Source organism: Rhizobium sp. NPDC090279 (assembly GCF_044769665.1).
Lineage (GTDB): Bacteria > Pseudomonadota > Alphaproteobacteria > Rhizobiales > Rhizobiaceae > Rhizobium.
On the sequence record NZ_JBIVYI010000003.1, the window covers coordinates 513,824 to 537,848 of the forward strand.

General features: G+C 61.4%; 24 protein-coding genes. 21 read left to right on the forward strand and 3 right to left on the reverse strand.

The window, feature by feature from the left end:
• Position 1 precedes the first annotated feature (1 nt).
• The 12 genes from fliI (at position 2) to fliP (ending at position 8,362) form a co-directional block, all read left to right on the forward strand.
• On the forward strand, positions 2 to 1,387 hold the full coding sequence (fliI, locus tag ACIQWP_RS10490; RefSeq protein WP_402785956.1) for a flagellar protein export ATPase FliI: 1,386 nt from the start codon (positions 2 to 4) through the stop codon (positions 1,385 to 1,387).
• Positions 1,388 to 1,472: 85 nt separating this feature from the next.
• Positions 1,473 to 2,018 (forward strand): flagellar protein, encoded by a 546-nt coding sequence (locus tag ACIQWP_RS10495; protein ID WP_402785959.1) that lies wholly within the window; start codon positions 1,473 to 1,475, stop codon positions 2,016 to 2,018.
• 119 nt (positions 2,019 to 2,137) lie between these two features.
• Positions 2,138 to 2,530, forward strand: coding sequence for a flagellar basal body rod protein FlgB (gene flgB / locus ACIQWP_RS10500; RefSeq protein WP_402785962.1), 393 nt, complete (start codon positions 2,138 to 2,140; stop codon positions 2,528 to 2,530).
• Positions 2,531 to 2,546: 16 nt separating this feature from the next.
• Positions 2,547 to 2,963 (forward strand): flagellar basal body rod protein FlgC, encoded by a 417-nt coding sequence (gene flgC, locus ACIQWP_RS10505; RefSeq protein ID WP_402785965.1) that lies wholly within the window; start codon positions 2,547 to 2,549, stop codon positions 2,961 to 2,963.
• Complete coding sequence (locus ACIQWP_RS10510; RefSeq protein WP_402785968.1) at positions 2,960 to 3,310, forward strand: flagellar hook-basal body complex protein FliE; 351 nt, start codon at positions 2,960 to 2,962, stop codon at positions 3,308 to 3,310. The genes flgC and ACIQWP_RS10510 overlap by 4 nt, the downstream gene beginning before the upstream one ends.
• A gap of 97 nt (positions 3,311 to 3,407) precedes the next feature.
• A complete protein-coding gene (flgG, locus tag ACIQWP_RS10515) occupies positions 3,408 to 4,196 on the forward strand; it encodes a flagellar basal-body rod protein FlgG (RefSeq protein WP_402785971.1) in 789 nt (262 codons plus the stop codon).
• Between the two features lie 34 nt (positions 4,197 to 4,230).
• Positions 4,231 to 4,716: a flagellar basal body P-ring formation chaperone FlgA gene (flgA, locus tag ACIQWP_RS10520; RefSeq protein WP_402785974.1), complete on the forward strand. Its 486-nt coding sequence runs from the start codon at positions 4,231 to 4,233 to the stop codon at positions 4,714 to 4,716.
• Positions 4,713 to 5,831 (forward strand): flagellar basal body P-ring protein FlgI, encoded by a 1,119-nt coding sequence (locus ACIQWP_RS10525; RefSeq protein WP_402785977.1) that lies wholly within the window; start codon positions 4,713 to 4,715, stop codon positions 5,829 to 5,831. The genes flgA and ACIQWP_RS10525 overlap by 4 nt, the downstream gene beginning before the upstream one ends.
• Complete coding sequence (locus ACIQWP_RS10530) at positions 5,828 to 6,379, forward strand: MotE family protein (protein WP_402785980.1); 552 nt, start codon at positions 5,828 to 5,830, stop codon at positions 6,377 to 6,379. The genes ACIQWP_RS10525 and ACIQWP_RS10530 overlap by 4 nt, the downstream gene beginning before the upstream one ends.
• On the forward strand, positions 6,376 to 7,089 hold the full coding sequence (flgH, locus tag ACIQWP_RS10535) for a flagellar basal body L-ring protein FlgH (protein WP_402785983.1): 714 nt from the start codon (positions 6,376 to 6,378) through the stop codon (positions 7,087 to 7,089). Before ACIQWP_RS10530 ends, flgH begins: the two co-directional genes overlap by 4 nt.
• Positions 7,090 to 7,112: 23 nt before the next feature.
• Positions 7,113 to 7,607, forward strand: a complete 495-nt coding sequence (locus ACIQWP_RS10540; protein WP_402785986.1) for a flagellar basal body-associated FliL family protein — start codon at positions 7,113 to 7,115, stop codon at positions 7,605 to 7,607.
• Positions 7,604 to 8,362 carry a flagellar type III secretion system pore protein FliP gene (fliP, locus tag ACIQWP_RS10545; RefSeq protein ID WP_402785989.1) on the forward strand — a complete coding sequence of 253 codons (759 nt, stop codon included), beginning with the start codon at positions 7,604 to 7,606 and terminating at the stop codon, positions 8,360 to 8,362. Before ACIQWP_RS10540 ends, fliP begins: the two co-directional genes overlap by 4 nt.
• A gap of 53 nt (positions 8,363 to 8,415) precedes the next feature.
• On the opposite strand, the gene ACIQWP_RS10550 is transcribed toward fliP, so the two are convergent.
• Positions 8,416 to 10,359 (reverse strand): glycosyl transferase, encoded by a 1,944-nt coding sequence (locus ACIQWP_RS10550; RefSeq protein WP_402785992.1) that lies wholly within the window; start codon positions 10,357 to 10,359, stop codon positions 8,416 to 8,418.
• A 331-nt stretch (positions 10,360 to 10,690) separates the two neighbouring features.
• On the opposite strand from ACIQWP_RS10550, the gene ACIQWP_RS10555 reads away from it, so the two are divergent.
• Positions 10,691 to 11,605: a flagellin gene (locus ACIQWP_RS10555; protein ID WP_402785995.1), complete on the forward strand. Its 915-nt coding sequence runs from the start codon at positions 10,691 to 10,693 to the stop codon at positions 11,603 to 11,605.
• A 255-nt stretch (positions 11,606 to 11,860) separates the two neighbouring features.
• Entirely contained in the window at positions 11,861 to 12,775 is a 915-nt protein-coding gene (locus tag ACIQWP_RS10560; RefSeq protein WP_402785998.1) for a flagellin, read from the forward strand.
• 114 nt (positions 12,776 to 12,889) lie between these two features.
• Here the strand turns inward: ACIQWP_RS10560 and ACIQWP_RS10565 are convergent, their stop codons facing one another.
• Positions 12,890 to 14,140 (reverse strand): tetratricopeptide repeat-containing protein, encoded by a 1,251-nt coding sequence (locus ACIQWP_RS10565; protein WP_402786001.1) that lies wholly within the window; start codon positions 14,138 to 14,140, stop codon positions 12,890 to 12,892.
• Complete coding sequence (locus tag ACIQWP_RS10570; protein ID WP_402786004.1) at positions 14,134 to 15,621, reverse strand: pyridoxal phosphate-dependent decarboxylase family protein; 1,488 nt, start codon at positions 15,619 to 15,621, stop codon at positions 14,134 to 14,136. Before ACIQWP_RS10570 ends, ACIQWP_RS10565 begins: the two co-directional genes overlap by 7 nt.
• Before the next feature lie 453 nt (positions 15,622 to 16,074).
• Between ACIQWP_RS10570 and ACIQWP_RS10575 the strand changes: the two genes are divergently transcribed.
• The 7 genes from ACIQWP_RS10575 (at position 16,075) to ACIQWP_RS10605 (ending at position 23,999) form a co-directional block, all read left to right on the forward strand.
• Positions 16,075 to 16,995 carry a flagellin gene (locus tag ACIQWP_RS10575; protein ID WP_402786007.1) on the forward strand — a complete coding sequence of 307 codons (921 nt, stop codon included), beginning with the start codon at positions 16,075 to 16,077 and terminating at the stop codon, positions 16,993 to 16,995.
• A gap of 256 nt (positions 16,996 to 17,251) precedes the next feature.
• Positions 17,252 to 18,232 carry a flagellin gene (locus tag ACIQWP_RS10580; protein ID WP_402786010.1) on the forward strand — a complete coding sequence of 327 codons (981 nt, stop codon included), beginning with the start codon at positions 17,252 to 17,254 and terminating at the stop codon, positions 18,230 to 18,232.
• A 243-nt stretch (positions 18,233 to 18,475) separates the two neighbouring features.
• Positions 18,476 to 19,108, forward strand: coding sequence for a hypothetical protein (locus ACIQWP_RS10585; protein ID WP_402786013.1), 633 nt, complete (start codon positions 18,476 to 18,478; stop codon positions 19,106 to 19,108).
• On the forward strand, positions 19,105 to 20,532 hold the full coding sequence (locus ACIQWP_RS10590) for a MotB family protein (RefSeq protein ID WP_402786016.1): 1,428 nt from the start codon (positions 19,105 to 19,107) through the stop codon (positions 20,530 to 20,532). The genes ACIQWP_RS10585 and ACIQWP_RS10590 overlap by 4 nt, the downstream gene beginning before the upstream one ends.
• 3 nt (positions 20,533 to 20,535) lie before the next feature.
• Complete coding sequence (motC, locus tag ACIQWP_RS10595) at positions 20,536 to 21,840, forward strand: chemotaxis protein MotC (RefSeq protein WP_402786019.1); 1,305 nt, start codon at positions 20,536 to 20,538, stop codon at positions 21,838 to 21,840.
• A gap of 1 nt (position 21,841) precedes the next feature.
• The gene (locus ACIQWP_RS10600; RefSeq protein ID WP_402786022.1) at positions 21,842 to 23,464 is read left to right on the forward strand and encodes a flagellar hook-length control protein FliK; all 1,623 of its coding nucleotides are present in this window, start codon (positions 21,842 to 21,844) and stop codon (positions 23,462 to 23,464) included.
• Positions 23,376 to 23,999 carry a transglycosylase SLT domain-containing protein gene (locus ACIQWP_RS10605; RefSeq protein WP_402786131.1) on the forward strand — a complete coding sequence of 208 codons (624 nt, stop codon included), beginning with the start codon at positions 23,376 to 23,378 and terminating at the stop codon, positions 23,997 to 23,999. Before ACIQWP_RS10600 ends, ACIQWP_RS10605 begins: the two co-directional genes overlap by 89 nt.
• Positions 24,000 to 24,025 lie beyond the last annotated feature (26 nt).

Consider the following 24,025-nt stretch of genomic DNA (forward strand, 5'->3'; position numbering starts at 1 on the left):
CATGATCGAGGATCGGTTGCCTGAAGGCGTGATATCGCCGAAACTTTCGCATATGGCCGTTCTTTCGGGCCAATATGCGATGGCGGAGAATGCCGTGGCCCATGGCGGCCATGTGCGCACCATCGCCGCCGGACACTATACCGTCGCCGGCCTTTCCCGGCAGGTGCGTCTCGGCGAATTCGTCGCGCATCGGTCGCAGACCGGTGTTCACCTCGGCGAGGTCGTCCGCGTCGAGCCGGAGCTGACCTATGTCTGTCCGATCGAGCCGGGCGAGCCGATCGGCATCCAGGACACCATCATCCGCAAGGGTGCCTTCCGCATCGCGCCCGATGACAGTTGGTGCGGCCGCACGATCAATTCGCTCGGCGAACCGATCGACGGGCTCGGGCCGCTGACATCGGGTCTGGAAGCCCGCTCGATTTCCAATACGGCCCCGCCGTCGATGACGAGAAAGCGCGTCGAAACCGGATTCAAGACCGGCGTGCGCGCCATCGATATCTTCTCGCCGCTCTGCCTCGGTCAGCGCCTCGGCATCTTCGCCGGCTCCGGCGTCGGCAAATCGACGTTGCTGTCGATGCTGGCGCGGGCCGACGCTTTCGACAAGGTGGTGATCGCGCTTGTCGGTGAACGCGGCCGCGAAGTGCGCGAATTCATCGAGGATACGCTCGGTTCCCACATGCAGAAATCGGTGGCCGTCGTTGCGACGAGCGACGAGAGCCCGATGCTGCGCAAGATGGCGCCGCTTTCGGCCATCACCATCGCCGAGCATTTCCGCGATAGGGGCGATAACGTCCTGCTGATCGTCGACAGCGTCACCCGTTTTGCCCATGCCATCCGCGAAGTGGCGACGGCTTCCGGCGAGCCGCCGATCGCGCGCGGATATCCGGCTTCCGTCTTCACCGAGCTGCCGCGCCTTCTCGAGCGCGCCGGTCCGGGACCGGAAGGTACCGGCACGATTACAGCCATCATCTCCATCCTCGTCGATGGCGACAATCACAACGACCCTATCGCCGATTCCACCCGCGGCATCCTTGACGGTCACATCGTGCTTCAGCGCAGCCTCGCCGAGGAAGGGCGCTATCCGCCGATCGATCCGCTCGCATCCGTCTCGCGTCTGGCGCGAAAGGCCTGGACCTCGGATCAGGAAAAGCTGGTCTCGCGCCTGAAAGCGCTGGTGCATCGTTACGAAGAAACCCGCGACCTGCGTCTGATCGGCGGCTATCGCCAGGGCAGCGATGCCGATCTCGATATCGCCGTGCGCCAGGTGCCCATCATCTACGACATGCTGAAGCAGACCCCCGGCGAAGAACCGTCGGCGGATGCTTTCACCGATCTCGCGACGGCCCTCAGAAACGCTTCGGGCGGTGTCCCCGCCAGAGGCAAGTGATGGCCGCCCGCAGCGCTACCTCGATTTTTTCTTGTCCGCAGCCTGCCGGATACTGCCGTATGTCATGCCGAAAAAGGGGCCAGAAGTGAGAGAATCCGACGCAGACGAACCGGTCGCCGCGCCGAAATCGGCAAGAAGGCGAACCGTTGCGGACAAGGCGCTGGCCTTTACGGGGTTGGCGCTTGCCGGTGCCTCCGCCTTTTTCCCCTGGTACGTTTTTCTGAACCCGGACAAGTTCGGCATTCAGGTGGCCGAAGGCGATCGCAGCCGCGATCTGCCGAGCTGGCCTGGCCGCACGATCGTCAGCGTATCGCCGCTCGCCATGGTCAACAAGAATCCCGCCGAGCCGAAGGATTTCATTCCCGATCCCTTGACGACGGCGACGGTCAGCAACGCCGGCCGCGAGGACGACAAGGGGCCGCCGGCCGATCAGCAGCCGTTCCCGGGCAAGTCCGCCTTCCAGTTGCTGCATGTCGCCAATGGCCGCGCGCTGATCGAGGACGATACCGGCATGTATGTCGTGCGCGTCGGATCGCTTCTGCCCGACAACAGCCGGCTGGCTTCGATCGAACAACGAGACGGAAAATGGGTCATCGTCACCTCGTCGGGCGATGTCTACGGCAACAATTGAAGAGAACCCGGAATCGCCTGAATTTCAGGCACTTCGAAGAGTTTACAGGAACGCATTTCTCGCAAGTCCCACGCAAGATTATCCCGCTAGATTCCCAGTGTAAGAACGGAGAGAAGCCCATGCAACCCATTCAGCTCTTTGACCTGGCCTCGCGGCAAGCCGAGTGGCTCCAGGTGCGTCAGGAGGTTGTTGCCGGCAATATCGCCAATGCCAATACGCCGAAGTTTCGCGCCAAGGATGTGACGCCGTTCCAGGCCGTTCTGGATAGCCAGAATGCCAGCATGGTCCGGACCAATCCAGCGCATCTTTCGGGCAGCGAATTCAGCACGAGCGGCAACGTCAACGTTGAGGAAGCGCCGCTCGCCCAAGAAATTGGCGTCCAGGAGTCGGGTAACACCGTCGGCCTGGAAGACGAGCTCGCCAAGGCCGGTGAAATCAAGCGTCAGTACAGCTTGAACACCGCGCTCGTGGGCTCCTTTCATCGCATGATGTTGATGACCGTAAAACAATAGATGAAGTGAAGATGTCATGGACCCTTTATCAGCTGCATTGAAAATTGCAGGCTCCGGCCTGGAGGCTCAATCGACTCGTCTGCGTGTCGTTTCCGAAAATATCGCCAATGCCCGTTCGACGGGCGACACGCCCGGCGCCGATCCCTATCGGCGCAAGACCGTGACGTTCGGCGCCGAAATGGATCGCGCCAACGGCCTCACGACGGTCGGCGTCAAGAAGCTCGGCGAAGACACAGGCAAGTTCGTCGAAGAATACGACCCCGGTAATCCCGCGGCGGATCAGAAGGGCTACGTCAAGATGCCCAACGTCAACATTCTCGTCGAGATGGCCGACATGCGTGAAGCCAACCGTTCTTACGAGGCCAATCTGCAGACCGTCAGGCAGGCCCGTGATCTCATCTCCTCCACTATTGATTTGCTGAAGAACCAATGATCGACTCGGTTAAGAATGTAGCCTCCCTCTCGGCGACCCGCGGCCTCGGCAGCATCGCCACGGATCTGACCTCCGCCGCTTCCAGCGCAATGAACGCCTCGCCGGCGGTTGCCGTGGGCGCGGACGCCGGAATGAGCTTTGCGTCGGTCATGTCGAATGTCGCGAAGGATTCCATCAATTCGCTGAAGGACGCCGAAAACGCTTCCTTCGCCGGCATGAAGGGCACGATGAGCACCCGCGAAGTTGTCGACAAGGTCATGCAGGCCGATCAGACCCTGCAGACCACGATCGCGTTGCGCGACAAGGTCGTCTCGGCCTTTCTCGATATTACCAAGATGCAGATCTAGCGCGGGGCTTCCCGCTCTAATTACTTGATTTGGCGAGAGTTGTTCGCAGGCCGCTTGGCGGTTTCGAAGGTCTCGCCCTGGCTCGAAGGACGAAAGCATGAGAGCGCTCGCAATTGCCGCGACGGGCATGGACGCCCAGCAGACCAATCTCGAAGTGATCGCGAACAACATCGCGAACATCAATACGACGGGTTACAAGCGCTCGCGCGCCGAGTTCTCCGACCTTCTCTACCAGACCGAGCGCGCCAAGGGCATCGCCAACAGGCCGAACCAGGCAGTCGTGCCGGAAGGCGCCAATATCGGTCTCGGCGTGCAGACCGTGGCTGTGCGCAACATCCAGGTGCAGGGCGAACTGTCGCAGACGCAGAACGAACTCGACGTCGCGCTCGTCGGCCGCGGCTGGTTCCAGATCCAGATGCCCGACGGCACGACCGCCTACACCCGCGCCGGTTCTTTCAACAAGAGCGACACCGGCCAGATCGTTACGCCGGATGGCAATGTGCTGGAGCCGGGCATCACGATCCCGAACAATGCCAGCAGCCTCGCCATCAGCCAGTCCGGCCAGGTGTCGGCGATCATCGGCACGGCGACCACGCCGACGGTGCTCGGACAGCTGCAGATCGCCAATTTCGTCAATGAAGCCGGCCTGCAGCCGATGGGCAGCAACCTCTTCACGCAGACGCCGGCGTCGGGCGATCCCGTCGTCTCCGATCCGAACCAGAACGGCTTCGCCTATCTGAAGCAAAACTACCTGGAATCGTCGAATGTCGATCCGGTCAAGGAAATTACCGATCTGATCACCGCGCAGCGCGCCTACGAGATGAATTCCAAGGTCATCACCACGGCCGACGAAATGGCGCAGATCGTCAGCAAGAACCTGAAGTAGCGAGAGGGACGGGCCGAACATGAGGTTTCGCCGGATGAAAAGCTTAGCAATGGCCTGGTTCGCCGCAGCGAGCCTGTCCGTCGTGTTCGTTTCGGCCGCGCCCGTCGCCGCCATGAGCGCCGATGGAACAAGCCTCGGAACCGCAGTCGTGCCGACGGAGACGATCTATCCGGGCGACATCATCAACAGCGGCCAGCTCGAGGAGGTCGAGGTCACCAACCCCAACCTCAGCGGTGATTATGCCAAGCGGCTCCGCGACGTCACCGGCCTGGTATCGAAGCGGACGCTTCTTCCCGGCCGCACCATCTCCATCTCCGCGCTGCGCCAGCCCTATGCGGTGACGCGCGGCTCCAATGTCCGTCTGGTGATGAGCATGGGCAGTATGACGATCACGGCAGCCGGTACACCGTTGGATGACGGCGCCGTCGGCGACAATGTCCGCGCTCGCAACATGGACTCGGGCATCATCGTCAACGGCACGGTCCTCCAGAACGGTACGATCCGCGTGGTCGCAAAATGAAACGGCTTCGTCAACTTCTAGCAGTCCTGTTCGCATTGCCGAGCCTGATCGTCGCCGATCCGGCTCTCGCGATGCAATCGCGCATCAAGGATATAGCGTCGCTGCAATCCGGCCGCGACAACCAGCTGATCGGCTACGGCCTGATCGTCGGCCTCCAGGGAACCGGCGACGGCCTGCGTTCCTCGCCGTTTACCGAGCAGTCCATGCGCGCGATGCTGCAGAACCTCGGCATCTCGACGCAGGGCGGCCAGTCCGCGGCCAAGAATACCGCTGCCGTCATGGTGACGGCGAACCTGCCGCCCTTTGCAAGCCCCGGCAGCCGCATCGACGTGACGGTCAGCTCGCTCGGCGATGCGACGTCGCTGCGCGGCGGCACGCTGATCATGACGTCGCTCAGCGGCGCTGACGGACAGATCTATGCCGTGGCGCAGGGCTCCGTCATCGTATCAGGGTTCCAGGCGCAGGGTGCTGCTGCCACGGTGACCGAGGGTGTCACGACGGCCGGCCGCGTGCCGGGCGGCGCCATCATCGAACGCGAGCTGCCGTCGCGCTTCAAGGATTCGGTCAATCTGGTCCTGCAGCTGCGCAATCCGGACTTCTCCACCTCGATCCGCATTGCCGATACCGTCAATACCTGGGCAACCTCGCGTTACGGCGCACCGATCGCGGAAGCCAAGGATTCGCAGGAAGTGACGATCGCCAAGCCGAAGATGGCCGATCTGACGCGCCTGATGGCCGACCTAGAAAATCTCAACGTCCAGACCGACACGCCGGCCAAGGTCGTCATCAACGAGCGCACCGGAACCATCGTCATCGGCGCAGATGTCCGCGTCTCGCCGGTCGCCGTCAGCTATGGAACGCTGACCGTGCAGGTCAGCGAAAACCCGCAGGTCATCCAGCCAGAACCCTTCTCCGACGGCCAGACGGCCATCCAGGACCAGACCGACATCACCGCCACCAAGAGCGGCGGCCGTGTGGCCGTGCTGGAAGGGCCGGATCTGAAGACGCTGGTCGCCGGTCTCAACAATATCGGCGTCAAGCCGGACGGCATCATCGCCATCCTGCAAGGCATCAAGTCGGCCGGCGCCCTGCAAGCGGAGCTCGTATTGCAATGATATCGATCATCAGCTCCAGAAAAATGCTGATCTCGTGCGGTTTCTCGGCCATCGCGGCAGCGGGCATCCTGCTGTTGTCGCTCGGCGTCAGCGTGGCGCAGCAAGCGCCGAAGCCGGTCGTCGATCCGGCATCCAGCCAGGACGAGATCCGGCAATTCTGCACCAACATCGCCGATCCGGCCCGCGATCAGCGCTACCTGCTGCAGAAGCAGGAGCTGGAAAAGCTGCAGGCCGACGTCGATCAGCGCATAGCCACCATGGACAAGCGCAAGGCCGAATACGAGGACTGGCTGAAACGCCGCGACGACTTCCTCAAGACGGCGGATCTCGGTCTGGTCGATATCTATAAGAATATGAAACCGGATGCGGCCGCTGCGAGCCTCAACGATGTCAGGACGGTCGTGGCGGCAGCCATCATCATGAAGCTTTCGCCGCGTCAGTCGAGCCTCATCCTCGCGGAAATGGATGCGAAGAAGGCGGCCGTCATCACCAATATCATCGCCAGCGCATCCGACCCGAATACATCGAAGTCGAAGGACCCCTCATGAACACGCGTCTTACGGCCGCCTGCGCAATCGTCGTCTTTCTCGCCGGCTGCCAGTCGCAGGCCCTCAAGGAAATCGGCAGGGCGCCTGCCATGAGTCCGATCGGCAGCGGCCTGCAATATGCGCAGACGCCGCAGATGTCGCAGTACCCCAAGCGGCCTCACCAGGTCGCACAGGGCTATTCGCTCTGGAACGATTCGCAGGCAGCCCTCTTCAAGGATGCGCGCGCGCTCAATGTCGGCGACATCCTGACCGTCACGATCCAGATCAACGACAAGGCGAACTGGGACAACGAGACCAATCGCAATCGCACGAACAAGAGCGATATGAACTGGAACATCACCGCCAAGATCTTCGGCTGGCAGCCCAGCACCAATGCCGATGCGACCTCGGGTTCCGACACCAGCACCGACAGCAAGGGCAAGATGCAGCGCTCCGAGCAGATCAACCTTTTGGTCGCAGCTGTCGTGACAGGCATTCTCGAAAACGGCAACCTGATGATCAGCGGCTCGCAGGAAGTCCGCATGAACCAGGAAATCCGTATTCTCAACGTCGCCGGCATCGTCCGGCCGCAGGACGTGACCGCCGACAATACCATTTCCTACGACAAGATTGCCGAGGCGCGCATCTCCTATGGCGGCCGTGGCCGCCTGACGGAAATACAGCAGCCGCCGAGGGGACAGCAGGCCGTCGACCTGCTCTCGCCGCTCTGATTTGACAGTGGACGGATAGGGATATGGCAGCAGCCGCAGACGAACCGGCAAAAGGCAAGGGATCGCCGCTGATCATGATGATCGTCGGCCTACTGGTGCTGACCGTGCTTGGCGGCGGCGGCGGCTGGGTGCTGGGAACGATGGTGGCGCCGCGGATCAAGGCGGCCACCGCTGCGGTCCAGGCAACCGCAAAACCCGGCAGCGACAGCAAGCAGGCTGCGGCTGCCGCTCAGGCAAACGGCATCATCGCGCTCGATCCGATCACCACCAATCTCGCCTACCCCTCACAGAGCTGGATCAGGCTGGAGCTTGCACTTGTATTCAAGGGGCCGCCGGATGCCCAACTCGCCCAGGCGATCCATCAGGATATCCTCAGTTACATCCGCACGGTTTCCCTGCAGCAGATCGAAGGTGCGCGGGGCCTGCAATATCTTCGGGATGACATTCAGGAGCGTGTTGACCTGCGCTCGGAAGGGCGAGTATCGAAAGTTATGTTCAGAACTTTCGTGATCGAATGAGTCGGTTAGCACTAGCCCTGTCTATATTAGTCATTGTTGCATTGTCGCCTGAACTGGCGGTGGCGCAGCAATTGTCGCAACAGCTTCCCACCGATCTCCTGAACGCACCGGTCAACGGCTCGGTTGCCGCCTGGATCATCCGTACCTTCGGGCTCCTGACGATCCTGTCGATCGCGCCGGGCATCCTGATCATGGTGACAAGCTTTCCGCGCTTCATCATCGCCTTTTCGATCCTGCGCACCGGCATGGGCCTCGCGACGACGCCGTCGAACATGATCCTGCTCAGCCTAGCGCTGTTCATGACCTTCTACGTCATGTCGCCGACCTTCGATCAGGCATGGAAGGACGGTGTGCAGCCGCTTCTCGCCAATCAGATTTCGGAAGGGGAGGCCGTCCAGCGCATTGCCGAGCCTTTCCGCACCTTCATGTCCAACAATACGCGTGACAAGGACCTGAAGCTCTTCGTCGATCTGGCGCAGGAGCGCGGCCAGACGACCGTCGTCGACAACAAGATCGATTACCGCGTCCTGATCCCGGCCTTCATGATCTCGGAAATCCGCCGAGGCTTCGAGATCGGCTTTCTGGTGGTCCTGCCGTTCCTCGTCATCGACCTGATCGTGTCGACCATCGTCATGGCGATGGGCATGATGATGCTGCCGCCGACTTCGATCTCTCTGCCGTTCAAGATCCTCTTTTTCGTGCTGATCGATGGCTGGAACCTTTTGGTCGGCAGCCTGGTCCGCTCTTTCCACTGATACGATGAGCAGAGGGTAATCATCGGGGCTGCCGCCCCGATGCTTGCTGGTCCTTACTCGGCGGCGATTGCCGCCGAGTTGTGGTCGTCTTCCATGAACGGTTCCGTGCGCACCGGCAGCGCCGACACGTCCATGTGGTCGGGGGCGAGGCCTTGCTTGGCCCGCGCCGCCATCATCTCGAAGGCCGTTTCAAGATGGTGTATGAAGCGTTCCGCATCGAAGAGCGGTTTGATATAGCGGTTGGCGGCCAGTGTTTGCTTGAACTGCGCAATCCTCTCCGGCTGGCCGGCGAGCTGCACCGCCATGTCTTCATAGGCCTTGATGTCGTCGGCCACCAGTTCGGGCAGGCCGATGGCGTTCAGCAGGCTTTCGCTGACGCGGGAAGCGAAGTTGGTGCCCTTGATGGTCAGGACCGGCAGGCCGCCCCAGAGCTGCTCCGACGTTGTCGTATGGCCGTTGACCGGGAAGGTGTCTAGGCCGAGATCGGCAAGCTGCTGGCGGTCGATGTGGTCCTCGTAGCGAATGCGGGTGGTAAAGACGACCCGCTTGCGGCTGATGCCGCGGGCTTCCAGGCGCGACCAGATATTGGCCTCCGCCCGCGGGCCGTTGCAGAGCAGCCAGAGCACGCTGTTCTTGCTGCGTTTGAGGATGTTGCACCAGATGTCGACCATCTGCGGCGTGATCTTGCGGTTGCCGTTGAAGGAGGCGTAGACGAAGGCATCCTCCGGCAGCCCGTGCTGCGCGCGCGTCGTCGGCCGCGGCTTCGGGCGGTTAAAGGGGTCGTTCGGCTGATAGCATTCGGGCAGGCGGCAGTACTTCTCGTGGAAATGCGCCTTCGAATGATCCGGCAGCACGTAATGATCGCCGATGATGTAGTCGAGGTCGATGTTGACGGTCGTACCGGGAAAGCCGAGCCAAGCGACCTGGACCGGAGCCGGCATGTGATTGAGGATGTAGGCGCGGCTTCCCTTGGTATGCCCCTTGAGATCGACGAGAATGTCGATCCCGCGGGCGCGGATGGCTTCTGCCGCCGCCTGATTGGACAGGCCGCGAATGTCGACCGTCGTCCCGAGTGCCGAGTAGTCGAACGCCTCCTCTTTCTGGTGAGACGATTCTGCGTGGTCGAAAAGAGTGATTTCGAACCGGTCCTTGTCGTGCAGCTCGAGAACGCGATGCATCAGCTTCATCGTCGCATGGCCCGGCCAGAAGTCGGAGGAGAGGTAGCCGATGCGGATCTTGCTGGCCCAGGTATGCGGCAGCCTGCGGCGCGCCTCCGCATGGCCCGCGGGCAGCGGGTCTGTGTCGTGGATCGCCAGCTTGTTGATCGCCTCGTCGCCGCACCAGTGGAGATGGAAGAAGGGATTGTCGGGAATGATATGCTCGAGCTTGCCCTGGGCCAGCGATGCCGTTACGGGGGCCATATGCCTTTCGACGGCCGCCAGATCCGACACTTCGCGCGCGAAGATGAGATAGAGCGCACGGAAGATGACGTTGTCCGGGTGCTTCTTGAACAATGTCGCGACGATGTGCCGGTTGCTTTCGTCATAGAGATCGTCGGTCAGCAGCCTTGCCGCCATCTGGCGATGCTTGAGTTCCGGCCCCTCGACGAGCACGGTCTTGAAGCCGGTCAGCAATTCCTTTTGCTGGCGGCCAAGGAAAATGCGGCTGAGGACGAAGGCCAGGTCCGGGTCCTTGAATGCCAAAGGCAGGATCAGGCTTCCGATGGCCAGAGCCTGGTCGTCGTTGCCGCAATCGCCGTGCAGCAGCAGGGCTTCCCGAAGATAGTCGTCACGCTGCGGTTTTTGCCGGCCGGCCAGCTCGTAGGCGCTCGCCGCATCCGATCGGAAACCGAGCTTGAGCAGCGTCTTTGCCAGGAGCGCATAGGTCTTGGGCGATCTGTCGACGTTCAGCAGCTCGTTCAGCGTTTCGAGTGCGCGCGTATATTGCCCCTTTTGGTAGAAGCTGGACGCTGTCACAAAGGCATTTTTCGTATTCACGAGCGAGAACTCCGAGCGATATGTTGACTGGCTCCCGCCGAAGGTCGAGGGCCGGCATCATGGATTCGCTTCATGATCCCTCACGGAGCTTGCCTGAAACCGAAGCATCGGTTGGAAATGCCTTTACGGATTCTTAGCCACGTTCCCGAGAGGCGGCTTCCGACGGCCCCGGATTTAAGAAATTGGCAAGCAATGGATGCGAAGTTTCTTGCGACATGACGGGTTTGGTCCTCCAGGAAAAATGGATCGAGGGGCATGAAGCTGCTCCGTCATCGCCGGTATCTCCAGTCCGGTATGTCCTCCTTTCGTATCCAGTTTCCAGGGGACACCTATGACCAGCATTATCACCAACAATTCCGCAATGGCCGCCCTGCAGACGCTGCAGAACATCAGCGGCAACTTGCAGGACACGCAGCAGGCTGTTTCTTCCGGCCTGCGCATCTCCAAGGCTTCCGACAACGCCGCTTACTGGTCGATCGCCACCAGCATGAAGTCCGACAACAGCGCCATCGGCGCCGTTTCCGACGCTCTCGGCCTCGGCGCCGCCAAGGTTGACACCGCATCGACCGCTGTCACCAGCGCCATCGACATCGTCGGCCAGATCAAGGACAAGCTTGCAACCGCCATGGAAGGCTCGGTTGACAAGGGTTCTGTTCAGGAAGAAATCGGCCAGCTCCAGCAGCAGCTGCAGAGCGTTGCCCAGTCGGCTTCGTTCAACGGCGAAAACTGGGTCATGGCTGCGAACAACGGCTCCGCTTCGGTCGTATCGTCCTTCATCCGCGGCAGCAACGGTACCGTTTCGGTCAGCACGACCTCCTACGCCTTCAACACCGGCGCAACCGGCAACGTCCTGTTCGGTGCGAATGCAGCCGGCACGATCGACACCGCTTCGGGCATTCTCGGCACGAAGAACACCACGGTCGGCGCTTCGGTCTTCAGCCTCGACATCAGCAAGATGACTTCCGGCCAGATCTCCAGCGCGCTCAACATGGTTCAGACCGCTCTGAACTCCATGACCAGCCTGGGTTCGAAGCTCGGCTCCATCTCCAGCCGTATCGACCTGCAGACGAGCTTCGCTTCCTCGCTCTCGGACTCGATCCAGTCGGGTGTTGGCAAGCTGGTTGACGCCGACATGGAACAGGAATCGAGCAAGCTGTCCGCTCTGCAGACGCAGCAGCAGCTGGCCATCCAGTCGCTGTCGATCGCCAACTCCTCGACCCAGTCGATCCTGTCGCTCTTCCGTTAATAGGAAGCGCCAACGCAGCGCGTTGGTCGAAAATCCTAAACAACAAGTTAACCGCGCCTATCTAAGGCGCGGTTTTTTTTATCTTTTCCGGCCGAGGGCGGTTCAGCTTTTCTTAACTATATTGCTGTTTCTTAGGACCATCGAAGCGGCGAGTTAACCTTAACGAATTTGGTTAATAGGCATGATGCTGAATGCCGTTACCGGTTTTAGGTCCGGAATGTCCCTTATTCAACAACTGCCAAAGGGGCAAATATCATGACGAGCATTCTTACCAACAACGCCGCAATGGCTGCTCTCCAGACGCTGCGCACCATCGGCTCGAACCTGCAGGACACGCAGAACGCCGTTTCTTCCGGCCTGCGCATCTCCAAGGCTTCCGACAACGCCGCCTACTGGTCGATCGCCACCAGCATGAAGTCCGACAACAGCGCCATCGGCGCCGTTTCCGACGCTCTCGGCCTCGGCGCCGCCAAGGTTGATACGGCAACCACCGCTGTCACCAGCGCCATCGACATCGTCGGCCAGATCAAGGACAAGCTTGCAACCGCCATGGAACCGTCGGTCGACAAGAAGTCGGTTCAGGAAGAAATTTCGCAGCTCCAGCAGCAGCTGCAGAGCGTTGCCCAGTCGGCTTCGTTCAACGGCGAAAACTGGGTCATGGCCAAGACCGGCGATTCCGCCTCGGTCGTATCGTCCTTCATCCGCGGCACCAACGGCACCGTTTCGGTCAGCTCGACCGCCTATGCCTTCGACGCCGGCGCAACCGGCAACGTTCTGTTCGGTGCGAATGCAGCCGGCACGATCGACACCGCTTCGGGCATCCTCGGCACGAAGAACACCACGGTCGGCGCTTCGGTATTCAGCCTCGACATCACCAACATGACGGGCGGCCAGATCTCCAGCGCGCTCAACATGGTTCAGACCGCTCTGAACTCCATGACCAGCCTGGGTTCGAAGCTCGGCTCCATCTCCAGCCGTATCGACCTGCAGACGAGCTTCGCTTCCTCGCTCTCGGACTCGATCCAGTCGGGTGTTGGCAAGCTGGTTGACGCCGACATGGAAGAAGAATCGAGCAAGCTGTCCGCTCTGCAGACGCAGCAGCAGCTGGCCGTTCAGTCGCTGTCGATCGCCAACTCGTCGACCCAGCAGATCCTGACCCTCTTCCGTTAATAGGAAGCGCCAACGCAGCGCGTTGGCCGATCTTACCGCAAAACTATCTTGCCGCGCCTTCCCCGGAAGGCGCGGTTTTCGTTTCGGTGCGACGCCGTGATGCGGTCTTGATGCCTAAAGCGCGGCGCTCGCCTTTCGCCTGATGGCATCGACGAAGCCATCGAAGAGCTTGCGCATCGCGACCTGCTTGTAGGGGTAGACGATCGGGTCATCCATATTGTGGACCACCATCGCCACGTCGAGTTCGAACACCAGCAGACGGCCGTCGGGAAGCTCCGCGCAATCGATGCCGAAATAATCGAGCCCGATATGACGGCAAAGGGCTGCAAAACTCTCTTTGTGACGAACTGCGAAATCCTCGTCGAAAGTCTCCATCCACGCCTGCTCGACCGCTCGCTTTGCCGGGCTCTCGCCCATGCCCGCGCTCAGATAGTGCACGATCCAGTGGTCGGAAAGCGCCATGTGGCTGGCGAAGGCCTTGCCGTCGATGAATACGATACGCTGCTTGTTGTAGTAGCCGTCGGCTCCGCGGAAATCGATGAAGGGCGCCACGTAAAGCTCGGGCGCCGACTGCGCCGCCAGAAAGGCCGCAAGTTCGGTCGGATCGGTGATGAGCTCCATTCCGTGGCCGGCATGTGTGCTGATCGGGCGCACGACGAGCGGGAATGCCAGGCCCAAGGCGCAGTCTTTCAGCTGTTTGGCGCCGGCGCCGATGGCTGCGAGATCGTCGCGCGATAAGCGATGGGTGGCGGGCGACAGGATGGATGGCTCATCTGCCAGCATTCCGCTCACGCCGTCGCGCGTGAGCCCTGCGATCAGGCCCGGATTGCGGTTCATCACCAGACCGTCGAACCCGGCAAGCAGCCGCTGCATGTGGGCGAGCAGAGGCGCGTTTTCGGTCGACTCTCCGATCGCCATGAAGGCGACGTCGTGATCCGGCAGATCGGCGAGAACAGCGGTCTTCAGGTCGACATAGCGCAGCCACAGGACACAATCGCTGCCCGCCAGCAGAAAATCCAGCGGCGTGTTGGCCATGAAGTCGCCTTCGGTAACGAAGGCCAGGATATGCGGACCGGTTCCATAGCCGTGAACAACACGGAAGTCGCGGCGCAGCTGCACGGCGTTCTTCAGGATCTGACGGGCCTCTTCGGTGCGGCCGAGCGTTTGCAGGATGATGGCGAGGTCCATAAATGCGGCCGCATCGGTCGGATCGGCCGTCACGCGCTGCATGAGCTCGTTCCATAGTAGCGTCACGTCGCGGCCGGCATAGACGAGCGAGACGATCCTCTGCATGCCGAGAATTCTGGAAGCATCCGGCGTGTTGGGCAAGGCCGGGTCGATAGTCGGGGCTTTGGTCATCAGCATTGGGGGAGATCCTGTCGGGAGCCGATTGTCAAAACGCTATGAACGAGCTGGTCGATGTCCTGCTGCCGCGTGCGGTGGTTCACGATCGCGGCGCGGATGGCCGGCTGCCCGTTCAGATGGGTCAGGGATGGAGCGACACGGCCCTCGGCATGCAGCCGTTCGACGATATCGGAATTGATGGACGCAGGTATCGTTCCCTCCGCGCCGACATAGGCGAAGCAGACGATATTGAGCGCGACCGGCGCAAGCAATTTCAGGGCGGGTTCCCCTTCGATGCGCTCGGCCAGCCTGCGGGCCAGCAGGCAGTTGGCGCTCATCGCGTCCCCCAACGCTTTGACGCCATAGGTTTTCAGCGTGAACCAGGTCTTCAGCGCCCTGAAGCCGCGCGACAGATCCGGACCATAGTCGCAGGGCCACCAGTCTCCGCCTGCAAGCCCGGTGGCGGCGCGGCTGAGATAGGCGGCATCCGAAGCAAAGGTTTGCCGCTGCCATTCGCTGTCCCGCACGAGCAGGAAGCCGGCATCGTAGGGCACCTGACCCCATTTGTGGAAATCGAAGGCGAGCGAATCGCAGCTGCCGATGCCCGCGAACAGGTGCGCAAGGTCAGGGCTCAAGACGCCGAGGGCGCCCAGCGCGCCGTCGACGTGAAAATGGAGATCATTGCTGTCGGCGATATGCCGCAAGGCGGCAAGGTCATCGACGGCGCCGGTGTTGACCGTTCCCGCGCTGCCGATGACGAGAAACGGCACGAAGCCTTCCTGCCTGTCGCGAAGGATCGCCTGCTCGAGCGCGTCGATGTCGATCTGGCCGCGGGCGTTGACCGCAACGCGCCGCAGCTGATCGCTGCCGATGCCCGACATTTCGAAGGCGCGGGGAACGCAGCCATGCACCTCGCTCGAGGCATAGGCGACAAGCCGGGATTCGTCGGACAGGCCGGCTGCACGCACATCGCGACCGAGCTTGCGGCATCTGGCGATCTGCACCGCAACGAAATTGGCCTGCGAAGCGCCGGTCAGGAAAATGCCGCCCGCCGTTTCCGGAAAGGAGAAGATCTCGCGCGTCCAGCGGATAATCTGGCGTTCGACCTCGATCGGCATGTGGTCGCGTCCGCCGAGATTGGCGTTCAGCCCGCCGGCGAGCATTTCTGCGAGCATGCCGGTAACCGTGCCGCCGCCCTGGACCCAGCCCATGAAGCCGGGATGAATGTTGCCGCTGCCATAGGGGAGGATGTTTTCCCGAAAGATGGCGTGGACTTCAGCAAGATCATTGGCTTCGATGGGCAAAGGCGCATCGAAAAGGGCACGGGTGGAGGAGGGGGCATGTTGCCAGACAGGCTTCGTGCCGAGCGTCTCGAGATGATCGAACATGTCGTCAAGCATCCGGTGACCCTGCCTGCGCAGAGCCTGCCAGTCGTCGGGGTCGAGGCTTGCTCGCTCATGGCGATCAACCGCCGCCCGTCCGGCGTCCTGCAAACTGAACATCTCAACCTCGCATATGGCCGCCGGTGCCGACACCATCGCCGGAACGCCGCTAAAGATGTCGGCCGCCTTCGCCCGCCATTGGACGGATAGCCGCTATCTACGACGCCGAAGGTGGCGCGAGGCTGACTTGAGGCCCTTGGCGCGCGTCAGATGGCGATGTTGGGGCGGAAAGCGGCATGTCAGCGCACGTTGGGCGGATATCGCCGTTTCAGGTTCAATGAAGGGTGGCACAGCCGACGGCGCGATGTTGAATCGGCCGGTCGGCGAAACGAGTGATTCCGTTAACTTTTGCAGGCGGCGTTAACCTTTTATTAACCCTATTCCTGTCAGTTGCAGCTAGCGCAACGGTTGGTTAACCTCTCCTAAGAGGCGGTTAACAAGCATGAGGCTGATTGCCGTTCCCGGCCGAAGACCGGAATGTCCCTTTCAAATTCAGCCACAAGGGGCACCCCAATGACAAGCATCCTCACCAACGACGCGGCGATGTCCGCTCTCCAAACCCTGCGCAGCATCAACACGAACCTGCAGGAAACGCAAAGCCGCGTTTCCTCGGGCTACAAGGTCGCCAAGGCCGCCGACAATGCCGCCTATTGGTCGATCGCGACCACCATGCGTTCCGACAATAGCGCGCTTTCCGCCGTATCGGACGCATTGGGCCTGGGCGCCGCGAAGGTCGATACGGCATATACGGCGATGGACAACGCCATCACCGTCGTTCAGCAGATCAAGGACAAGCTGGTCGCGGCAACCGAAAACAGCGTGTCGAAGGCCGACGTCCAGGAAGAGGTCACGCAGCTTCAGCAGCAGCTGGAGAGCATTGCCCAGTCCGCATCCTTCTCCGGGCAGAATTGGATGTATGCGGCTAACGGCGCTTCAGCCTCCGTCGTCTCCTCCTTCGTGCGCAACAATAACGGCACGGTTTCCGTCAACAGCACCAGCTACGCCTTCGATACCAGCTCGCAGGGCAACGTTCTGTTCGGCGCCAACAGCAGCGGAACGATCGATACGAGCTCGGGCATTCTCGGCAGCAAGCTGACCATCAGCGGCAAAGCCTATTCCGTCTTCAGTCTCGATATCACCAACATGACGGGCGGCGACATCGGCAAGGCGATGAACCTGGTGCAGGGCGCCCTCAACGCCCTGAACAGCACGGCGTCGCAGCTCGGTTCTCTCTCGACGCGCATCGATCTGCAGACGAGCTTCGTTTCTACCCTGCGTGACACGATCGATTCGGGCGTCGGCAAGCTCGTCGACGCGGATATGGAAGAGGAGTCGAGCAGACTGTCGGCGCTGCAGACCCAGCAGCAGCTGGCGATCCAGTCGCTGCAGATTGCCAACACCAGCGCGCAGAATGTTCTGGCTCTCTTCAAGTGAGCCTTGACTGGAGCTTGCGTTGAAATGGCGCGGCGGCATTTCTCTCTTGTCGCCGCACATAAGCTTTTGTTAACGTTGCCGCCAATTGATTTGCAGTCTTTGCGCAGGTCCGGTTTTCGTTCGTCTTTTGAGCGGTTGCCGGCTCGCGCGTTAGCGACGGGCCGCGCTGGGATATCTCCCGCTGGTGGGCATGAGGCCAATCGTTGCTGCCGGATCGGTCCGGCTTGCCAGTCCCAATGGAACTACGGATTTTCAGATGAGCAATGTGACGACGAATCCTGCCGCGTCGGCGGCGCTGACCGTGTTGCGCGGAGTGAACAAAGATCTCGGTGTCGTGCAGCAGCAGGTCTCGTCCGGCTATCGCATCCAGACGGCGAGCGACGATCCCACCTATTGGTCGATGGCGACCACCATGCGCTCGGACCAGAGCAGCCTGTCCACGATCACGGATGCGCTGGGTCTCGGCGCCTCGAAGGTCGACACGGCATCCACAGCCATGGATACGGTCGTCAGCCTGCTGACCCAGATCCAGTCCAAGCTGGTTTCGGCAAAGGAGCCGGGCACCGACAAGGACGCTATCAACGCCGATATTCAGCAGCTCAAGAATCAGCTGCAAACCGTTAGCCAGTCGGCATCCTTCTCCGGCGAGAACTGGCTCTACAACAGTGCACAGCAGCCAACCACGCAGCAATCCGTGATCAGCAACTTCACGCGCGGTACAAGCGGGCAGGTCAGCTTCACGACGATCAATTACGACAGCTCACAAACTCTGATGATCGATACCGCAAATCCCGGCAATGGGCTGCTGACGAAGAATGTTAATGCAAGCACATTCGATACTTCGAGCACCACCACCACTCCCGCCCGCAACTATTATCTCCTCGCCGCCAGCGGCGGCTCGACGCCGGCGGGCGGGACCGAGATCGCGCTGTCGAGCAGCACGACCGATGACGAACTGACCGATATGATCAATGTCACCAACTCGCTTCTGAAGTCGGCGACCTCAGCGGATTCGACGCTGGGTCTGATGAAGTCGAATATAGAGAGCCAGTCGGACTATATTTCGAAGCTCAGCGACGCCATCAAGAGCAGCGTCGGTGACCTCGTCGACACGAACATGGAAGAGGCCGCGGTGCGTCAGAGTGCCCTGCAAACGGCCCAGCAGATGGGTGTGCAGTCACTGTCGATCGCCAACAGCATGGCGAGCAAGGTGTTGATTATCCTCCAGGGAAAATGATCGTCGGGCGGCTCCGTCGGATCGGCAATACAGCATCGCATTCATCTTCGCACAAGTTTGACTGCCTACGGTCCTTCGCAGTGGCTTGGCTGCGCAATGTGCCGGTGACATTGGTCCCGGAAGGCGCGGCCCGAGGACGGAAACCGGAAGCGTGATGATCGACGTTTTGAGAATGGGAATGGATCGGCCCTCTGTTGGCATCGACTTGCAGCGTCTTTGCGACGCGCAGAGGGAGATGCGCGCGTGAGCCTGACACTGTCCCGATATCTCAAGGATTTCAGCGCCGAACAGGTTTCGCCTCCCCATGTCGAGGATATGGCCTTTGCGGAGCCGGCGGAGTTTGTCGACGGCCCGATGGAGCCGCCCGTCGATGTCGAGGCGGAGCGTCGCGCCGCCTATGCGCAAGGACACGAGGCAGCAACCCAGGAATTGTCGCAGACGCATCAGGCAGAGCTCGATGCCGTGAACGAGTCGTTCCGGGCCGAAATGGATGCGTTGCGGATACGCTACGAAGAGCAGGCGGCGGAGAAGATCGCGGCAGATATGAGCCGCATCGCCACGATGCTCGGGCAGGCAATCAGCACGGAGGCCGCCGCCATCCTCGCGCCGATCATGACCGAGACGCTGACGACCAAGGCCGTCGCAGATCTCGCCGAGCTGGTCAGGGCCGCGATCCTCGACGGCAGTGCCGGACCGATCTCCGTCAGCGGCCCGCGCCACCTCTTCGAGGCTCTTCATAGCCATCTCGGCGATGACGGCGCTCTCTTGCGCCATGTCGAAGCGCAGGACGTCGATCTCACCGTCACGATCGGCGAGAGCGTTCTTGTGACCCGAATGTCTGCCTGGGCCGCTAGCCTGAAAGAGATTTTGAAATGAGCGACGGCGATCAAAATCACGGCAAGCACGAGATCATCATCGTCAAGCGCCGCGGCGGCGAACATGAAGGCGGCCATGGCGGCGCATGGAAGATCGCCTATGCCGACTTCATGACGGCGATGATGGCCTTCTTCCTGGTGATGTGGCTGGTGAATGCCGCCAACGAGGAGACGAAGGCTTCGGTCGCCTCCTATTTCAATCCGATCAAGCTCGCCGACGAGAAGCCGACCGAGAAGGGCCTCAAGAAGCCCGTCGATCAGGCTCAGGGCGAAAAGAACCAGCAGAAGTCCGACAAGCCGCAGGAAAAGCCGAATGACGGCAAGTCGGCCAAGACCGGCGAGGACCTGACGTCGACCTCCGGCGACCAGACGAACTATTCCGAGGCCGATTTCTTCGAAAACCCCTATTCGGTCCTGGCCGAGATCGCACAGGAAGTCGGCCAGCAGGCCAATGTCAGCGCCAAGGGCGATGGCGGTGCCGCCCAGTCGGGTCCGGCGACAGGCGCCGATGGCGGCCAGGCCTATCGCGATCCGTTCGATCCGGATTTCTGGACCAAGCAGGTTCAGGTTTCCAGCGCTTCGAAGAAGGCGAATGAGGAACAGTCCGCCAAGTCGGATCAATCGGCCAAGGGCGAAGTCATCGCTTTGTCGAAGGCAACGGCGGCCGATACCGGTCAGCCGGCCGATCAGCCGCAAACGCCCGAGCAGCAGCCGACAATAAGCGGGCAGCAGGCGACCGGCAAACAACAGGACAAGCAGACGCAGGCACAGCAGCTCGCCAAGGCCTCCGCGCAAAGCGACGCCTCGACGCCTGAAGACAATGCCGCCTTGCCCCAGAGCAAGGATGTCACGCCGACCAAGGCGCAGCAGCAGGAGGCCAAGGATCTGCAGCAGGCGATCCAGGCCGAGATCAAGGGTGTTGCCGGTCAACTGGCCGAGGGTCTGCAGGTGAGTGCTGCGGAAGGCGGTGTGCTCGTCACGATCTCCGATCAGACGAACGACCCGATGTTCAACATCGGCTCGGCGGTTCCCCGGCGCGAGATGGTGCTGGCGATGGAAAAGATCGGCAAGATCCTGGCGGAACACCAGGGATCGATCCTGATCCGCGGCCACACCGACGGACGTCCCTACATGGTCGGCGGCCGCAACGACAACTGGCGCCTGTCGCTCGATCGCGCCCAGAGCGCCTATTACATGCTGACCAGCGGCGGGCTGGACGAAAAGCGGATCGTCCAGGTCTCCGGCTTTGCCGACCGTCGCCTGAAGCTGCCGGACGATCCTTTCAACGATGCCAACCGCCGCATCGAGATCCTGATCGCGAGCCCCTCCAGCCAGGCGGCGACGGACCCGGCGGCTCCGGGAGCTCAGACGCCCGCCAAGCCCGCTTCGGGCAAGGGCAAGTCCAGCCAAGGCAAGCAGGGATAGTTCATGGCGCGCAAACAGCATCGTCATCGCCTTGCGCTCACGCTCACCCTCGGCATGTTGGTGCCGGGGGTTGCGAGTGCCGAGGGGCAGGATAGCCTGCCGCTCTACAAGATGCTGCGCTCGCTCGAGTTCGTTCAGGATTCCGTTGTCGCGGGCGACAGTTCCGCCGGAGAGATGCAGCGCTTTCTGCTCGCCACCATAGACGAGCGCCTGCGCAATGCCGACAAGTCCGTTTTCGAAGACAGCCGTAATGTCGATGCGGCGTTGATCTACGCCATGAGCGGCGGCAACCCCGAAACGCTCGAATATCTGATGTCGCGCGACGTCAACGGCAATTTCGACAATCGCGTCGCCGATGTCCTCAGGAAATATCTGAACGGCAAGGGGCTGCTCGTCGTCAATACGCTCGTCGATATCTCCAAGGAGTATCGCGACAAGCCGATCGGCTCCTATCTTTCGCTGGTTGCCGGCAACGTCATGTCGGGCAAGAATGCCAGGACCGCCTTGCAGCTCTACGACTGGGCGCGGTTGATGGCGCCGGGCACGATCGTTGAGGAATCGGCGCTGCGCCGTTCGCTGGCTCTGTGCGCCGATGCGGGAATGGTGCCGCAAGGGCTCGAATATGCGCAACGCTACACACGGCGCTTCCTGCATTCGCCCTATGCAAGCCAGTTTGCCGATCTCTTCGTGCAGCTGGTCGTGGATCACGACACCGACGTCAAACAACAGGACATCATCGACATCCTGTCCTTCATGGACCCGCCCAGGCAGCGCGAGATCTATCTGCGCATGGCACGCCGGGCCGCGATCGCCGGCAAGGCCGATCTTGCCGCGCTGGCGGCCAACCGAGCCCAGGCGATCTCTAACGATGGCAGCGATGCCTTCGGTGCGCTCGCAAGCTTCTATGGCGGTGTGGCAGGCATATCGACGCCCGAATTGAAGTCGGCGATCAACGATGTGAACCAGATGCCGGCTGGCGAACTGGATGAGCGGGACCGCGCGCTCCGTGCGGCGGCAAAGGCTGTCGCGGAAGAGATACTGCGCACGCCTGACGCTGCAAGCCTCGGGCAAGGCAATGTTCCTAACCTGCCAAACCAACAGAAGACTGAACACGATGCTGCTGTGACGAATCAAACGGGAGGCCAATCTCCCGGCACGGCGGGTGTTGAGCAGGGAGCCCCGGCAAACGCGGCTCCCGCCCCGGAGGGAGGGCGGCAGGAGGCCGACTCTTCGTTCAACGCATTCGTCACGACGAGCCGCTCGAAGCTGGATGCAATCGACGGCCTGTTGAAGCAGGAAAGTCATTGATATGAACGACATCGGTGTGTCCGGCGCCTCATCCGGGGCTGATATTCTTGCTGTTGCCAAAGGTGCCCGCTCCACAAAGCAGGACGACGGCAAGGGCTTTATCGATGCGCTGACCAGTTCACTCGGCAACGGCCGCAAATCGTCAAGCCCGAATGCCGGCACGGATACGTCAGCCAATGCGAACACGACTGCCAGCGGTGACGCCGATGAAGATACGAGCGCGGCAAAGACAATCGCGGGTAATTCCGCGGCGATAGCTCTCTCCATTGATGACAGCGCCAAGGCCGGAGTTGGAATGATCGATACGTCCGGGGCCAATCTCGCCAACCTCGCCGGCCTGACCAAGGGTGCAAAAGCTTCCCAGGGCGCCGGCGTTGCGACGCTCTCCAAATCATTGATAGAGTTGCAGAAGACAGCACCAGCGGCCGCCCAAGGTGACGCGGCTCCCGTTGAGGGCGATCAGCCTGCCGTAGCCACGGACCCGGCCATGCCGGCGACCGACCCGAGCAAGGTGCCGGCGCAGTCGGCTGCGCTTGATCAGCTTGCCGAGATCGCGCAGCAGCTGGCCGATGTCGCAACGACCACTGGCCAGGCGACGCCGGTGAAAGGCGACGACAAAGCGTCCGTCGTGAAAGGTGGGAAGGACGCGCAACCCACGACGGATGATGGTAAGTCAACAACGACGCAGGCAGGTCAGACGACCAATCCGATCTTCGATACCCTGTCGCTCCTGAACCTTCCGCAGTCCGTCGCGGCGGCGCAGGCCGGCACGGCACAGGCGGGTCAGACGGTCGAAGATACGAAGGTTCAGGCAATGCCGCTCGGCAAGGCGGCACTTGTTGACAACGTATCGGATACGACCGTGACGCTGCCGAACGATGGCAATGGATCGGATGCGTCCCAGACCTTCCGCTTGACGCGGGTGGACGGCCGCGGCAGCGCGCTCGATCTTTCGATCAGCAAGAGCGGAGACGAGACGGCCGACATCAAGGCCGAAGCCTCGGCAGGCGGCGACATGCCAACCGTTACCGTGTTGGATTCGCGCCGCTATCTAGGACTTGCCACCAGCTCCAACTCGGCACTCGTTGCCGGAACCCTGGCGGGCGACCATGAATGGTCGGCTGCGATGCAGCCCGGCTCGGCGCTTTCCAACGCTGCGAACCTGACGAGCACTGGCAAGGTCGTCAACACGCTGAAGATCCAGCTGCGCCCCGACAATCTCGGCGATGTCACGGCAACCATGCGGCTTTCCGGAGACCAGCTGAGCGTTGACCTGAAAGTCCAGACGGGCGAAGCCTACAGACAGCTTCATGCCGATCAGAGCCGCATGGTCGATGCGCTGCGCGCGCAGGGCTATCAGGTTGACAATATCACCGTCACCCTGGCGTCCAATGCGGACCAGCAGTCCGATAGTGGCCGCAATTCCGGATCGAACCAGCCGCAGCAGCAGTCTCTGCTGAACCAGAACCAGGGGCAGGGGGGCGACGCGCGTCCCAGAGGCCAGAACTATTCGGGACAGCAGGCAAATGGAAACGATGGCAATCGCAGTTCGGGTGAGCGCGGTGTTGAGGACGGCGCTGCTGCTGGCGTGCAGCGTTCTCGCTCTGGGGCGGTTTACCTCTGAGGCATACGCATCGGGCAATCCGGCGCCGCCCGACAATGGCGCCGCGGGCCTTTGCGAACGCGAAATCCAGTCAGCCGCCGCGAAATATGGAATACCGGAAGGGATTCTTTACTCGGTCGGTCTGACGGAGACGGGGCGCAAGGGATCGCTCTACCCCTACGCCCTCAATGTTGAGGGACGGCCCATCTTTCCGCCGTCGGAGGGCGCCGCGCTGCAGGTATTCGCCGCGGCACGGCAAAATGGGGCAAAGCTTATCGATGTCGGGTGCATGCAGATCAATCAGTATTTTCATGGCGAAAACTTTGCATCTGTCGACGCCATGTTCGATCCGCGTAGTAATGTCGAGTATGCCGCAAAGTTTCTCCGCAATCTCCACGACAGGCATGAGACCTGGACAATGGCGGTAGCTAGATACCACGCAGGCCCGAACAATGACCCCGCCCAAAAGATCTATGTCTGCCGCGTGATTGCCAATCTGGTTGCAACCGGTTACGGAAAATGGACGCCCAACGCGGCGACGTTCTGCCGGAATTAGACAACCTATAGGTTGCATGCCCTTTC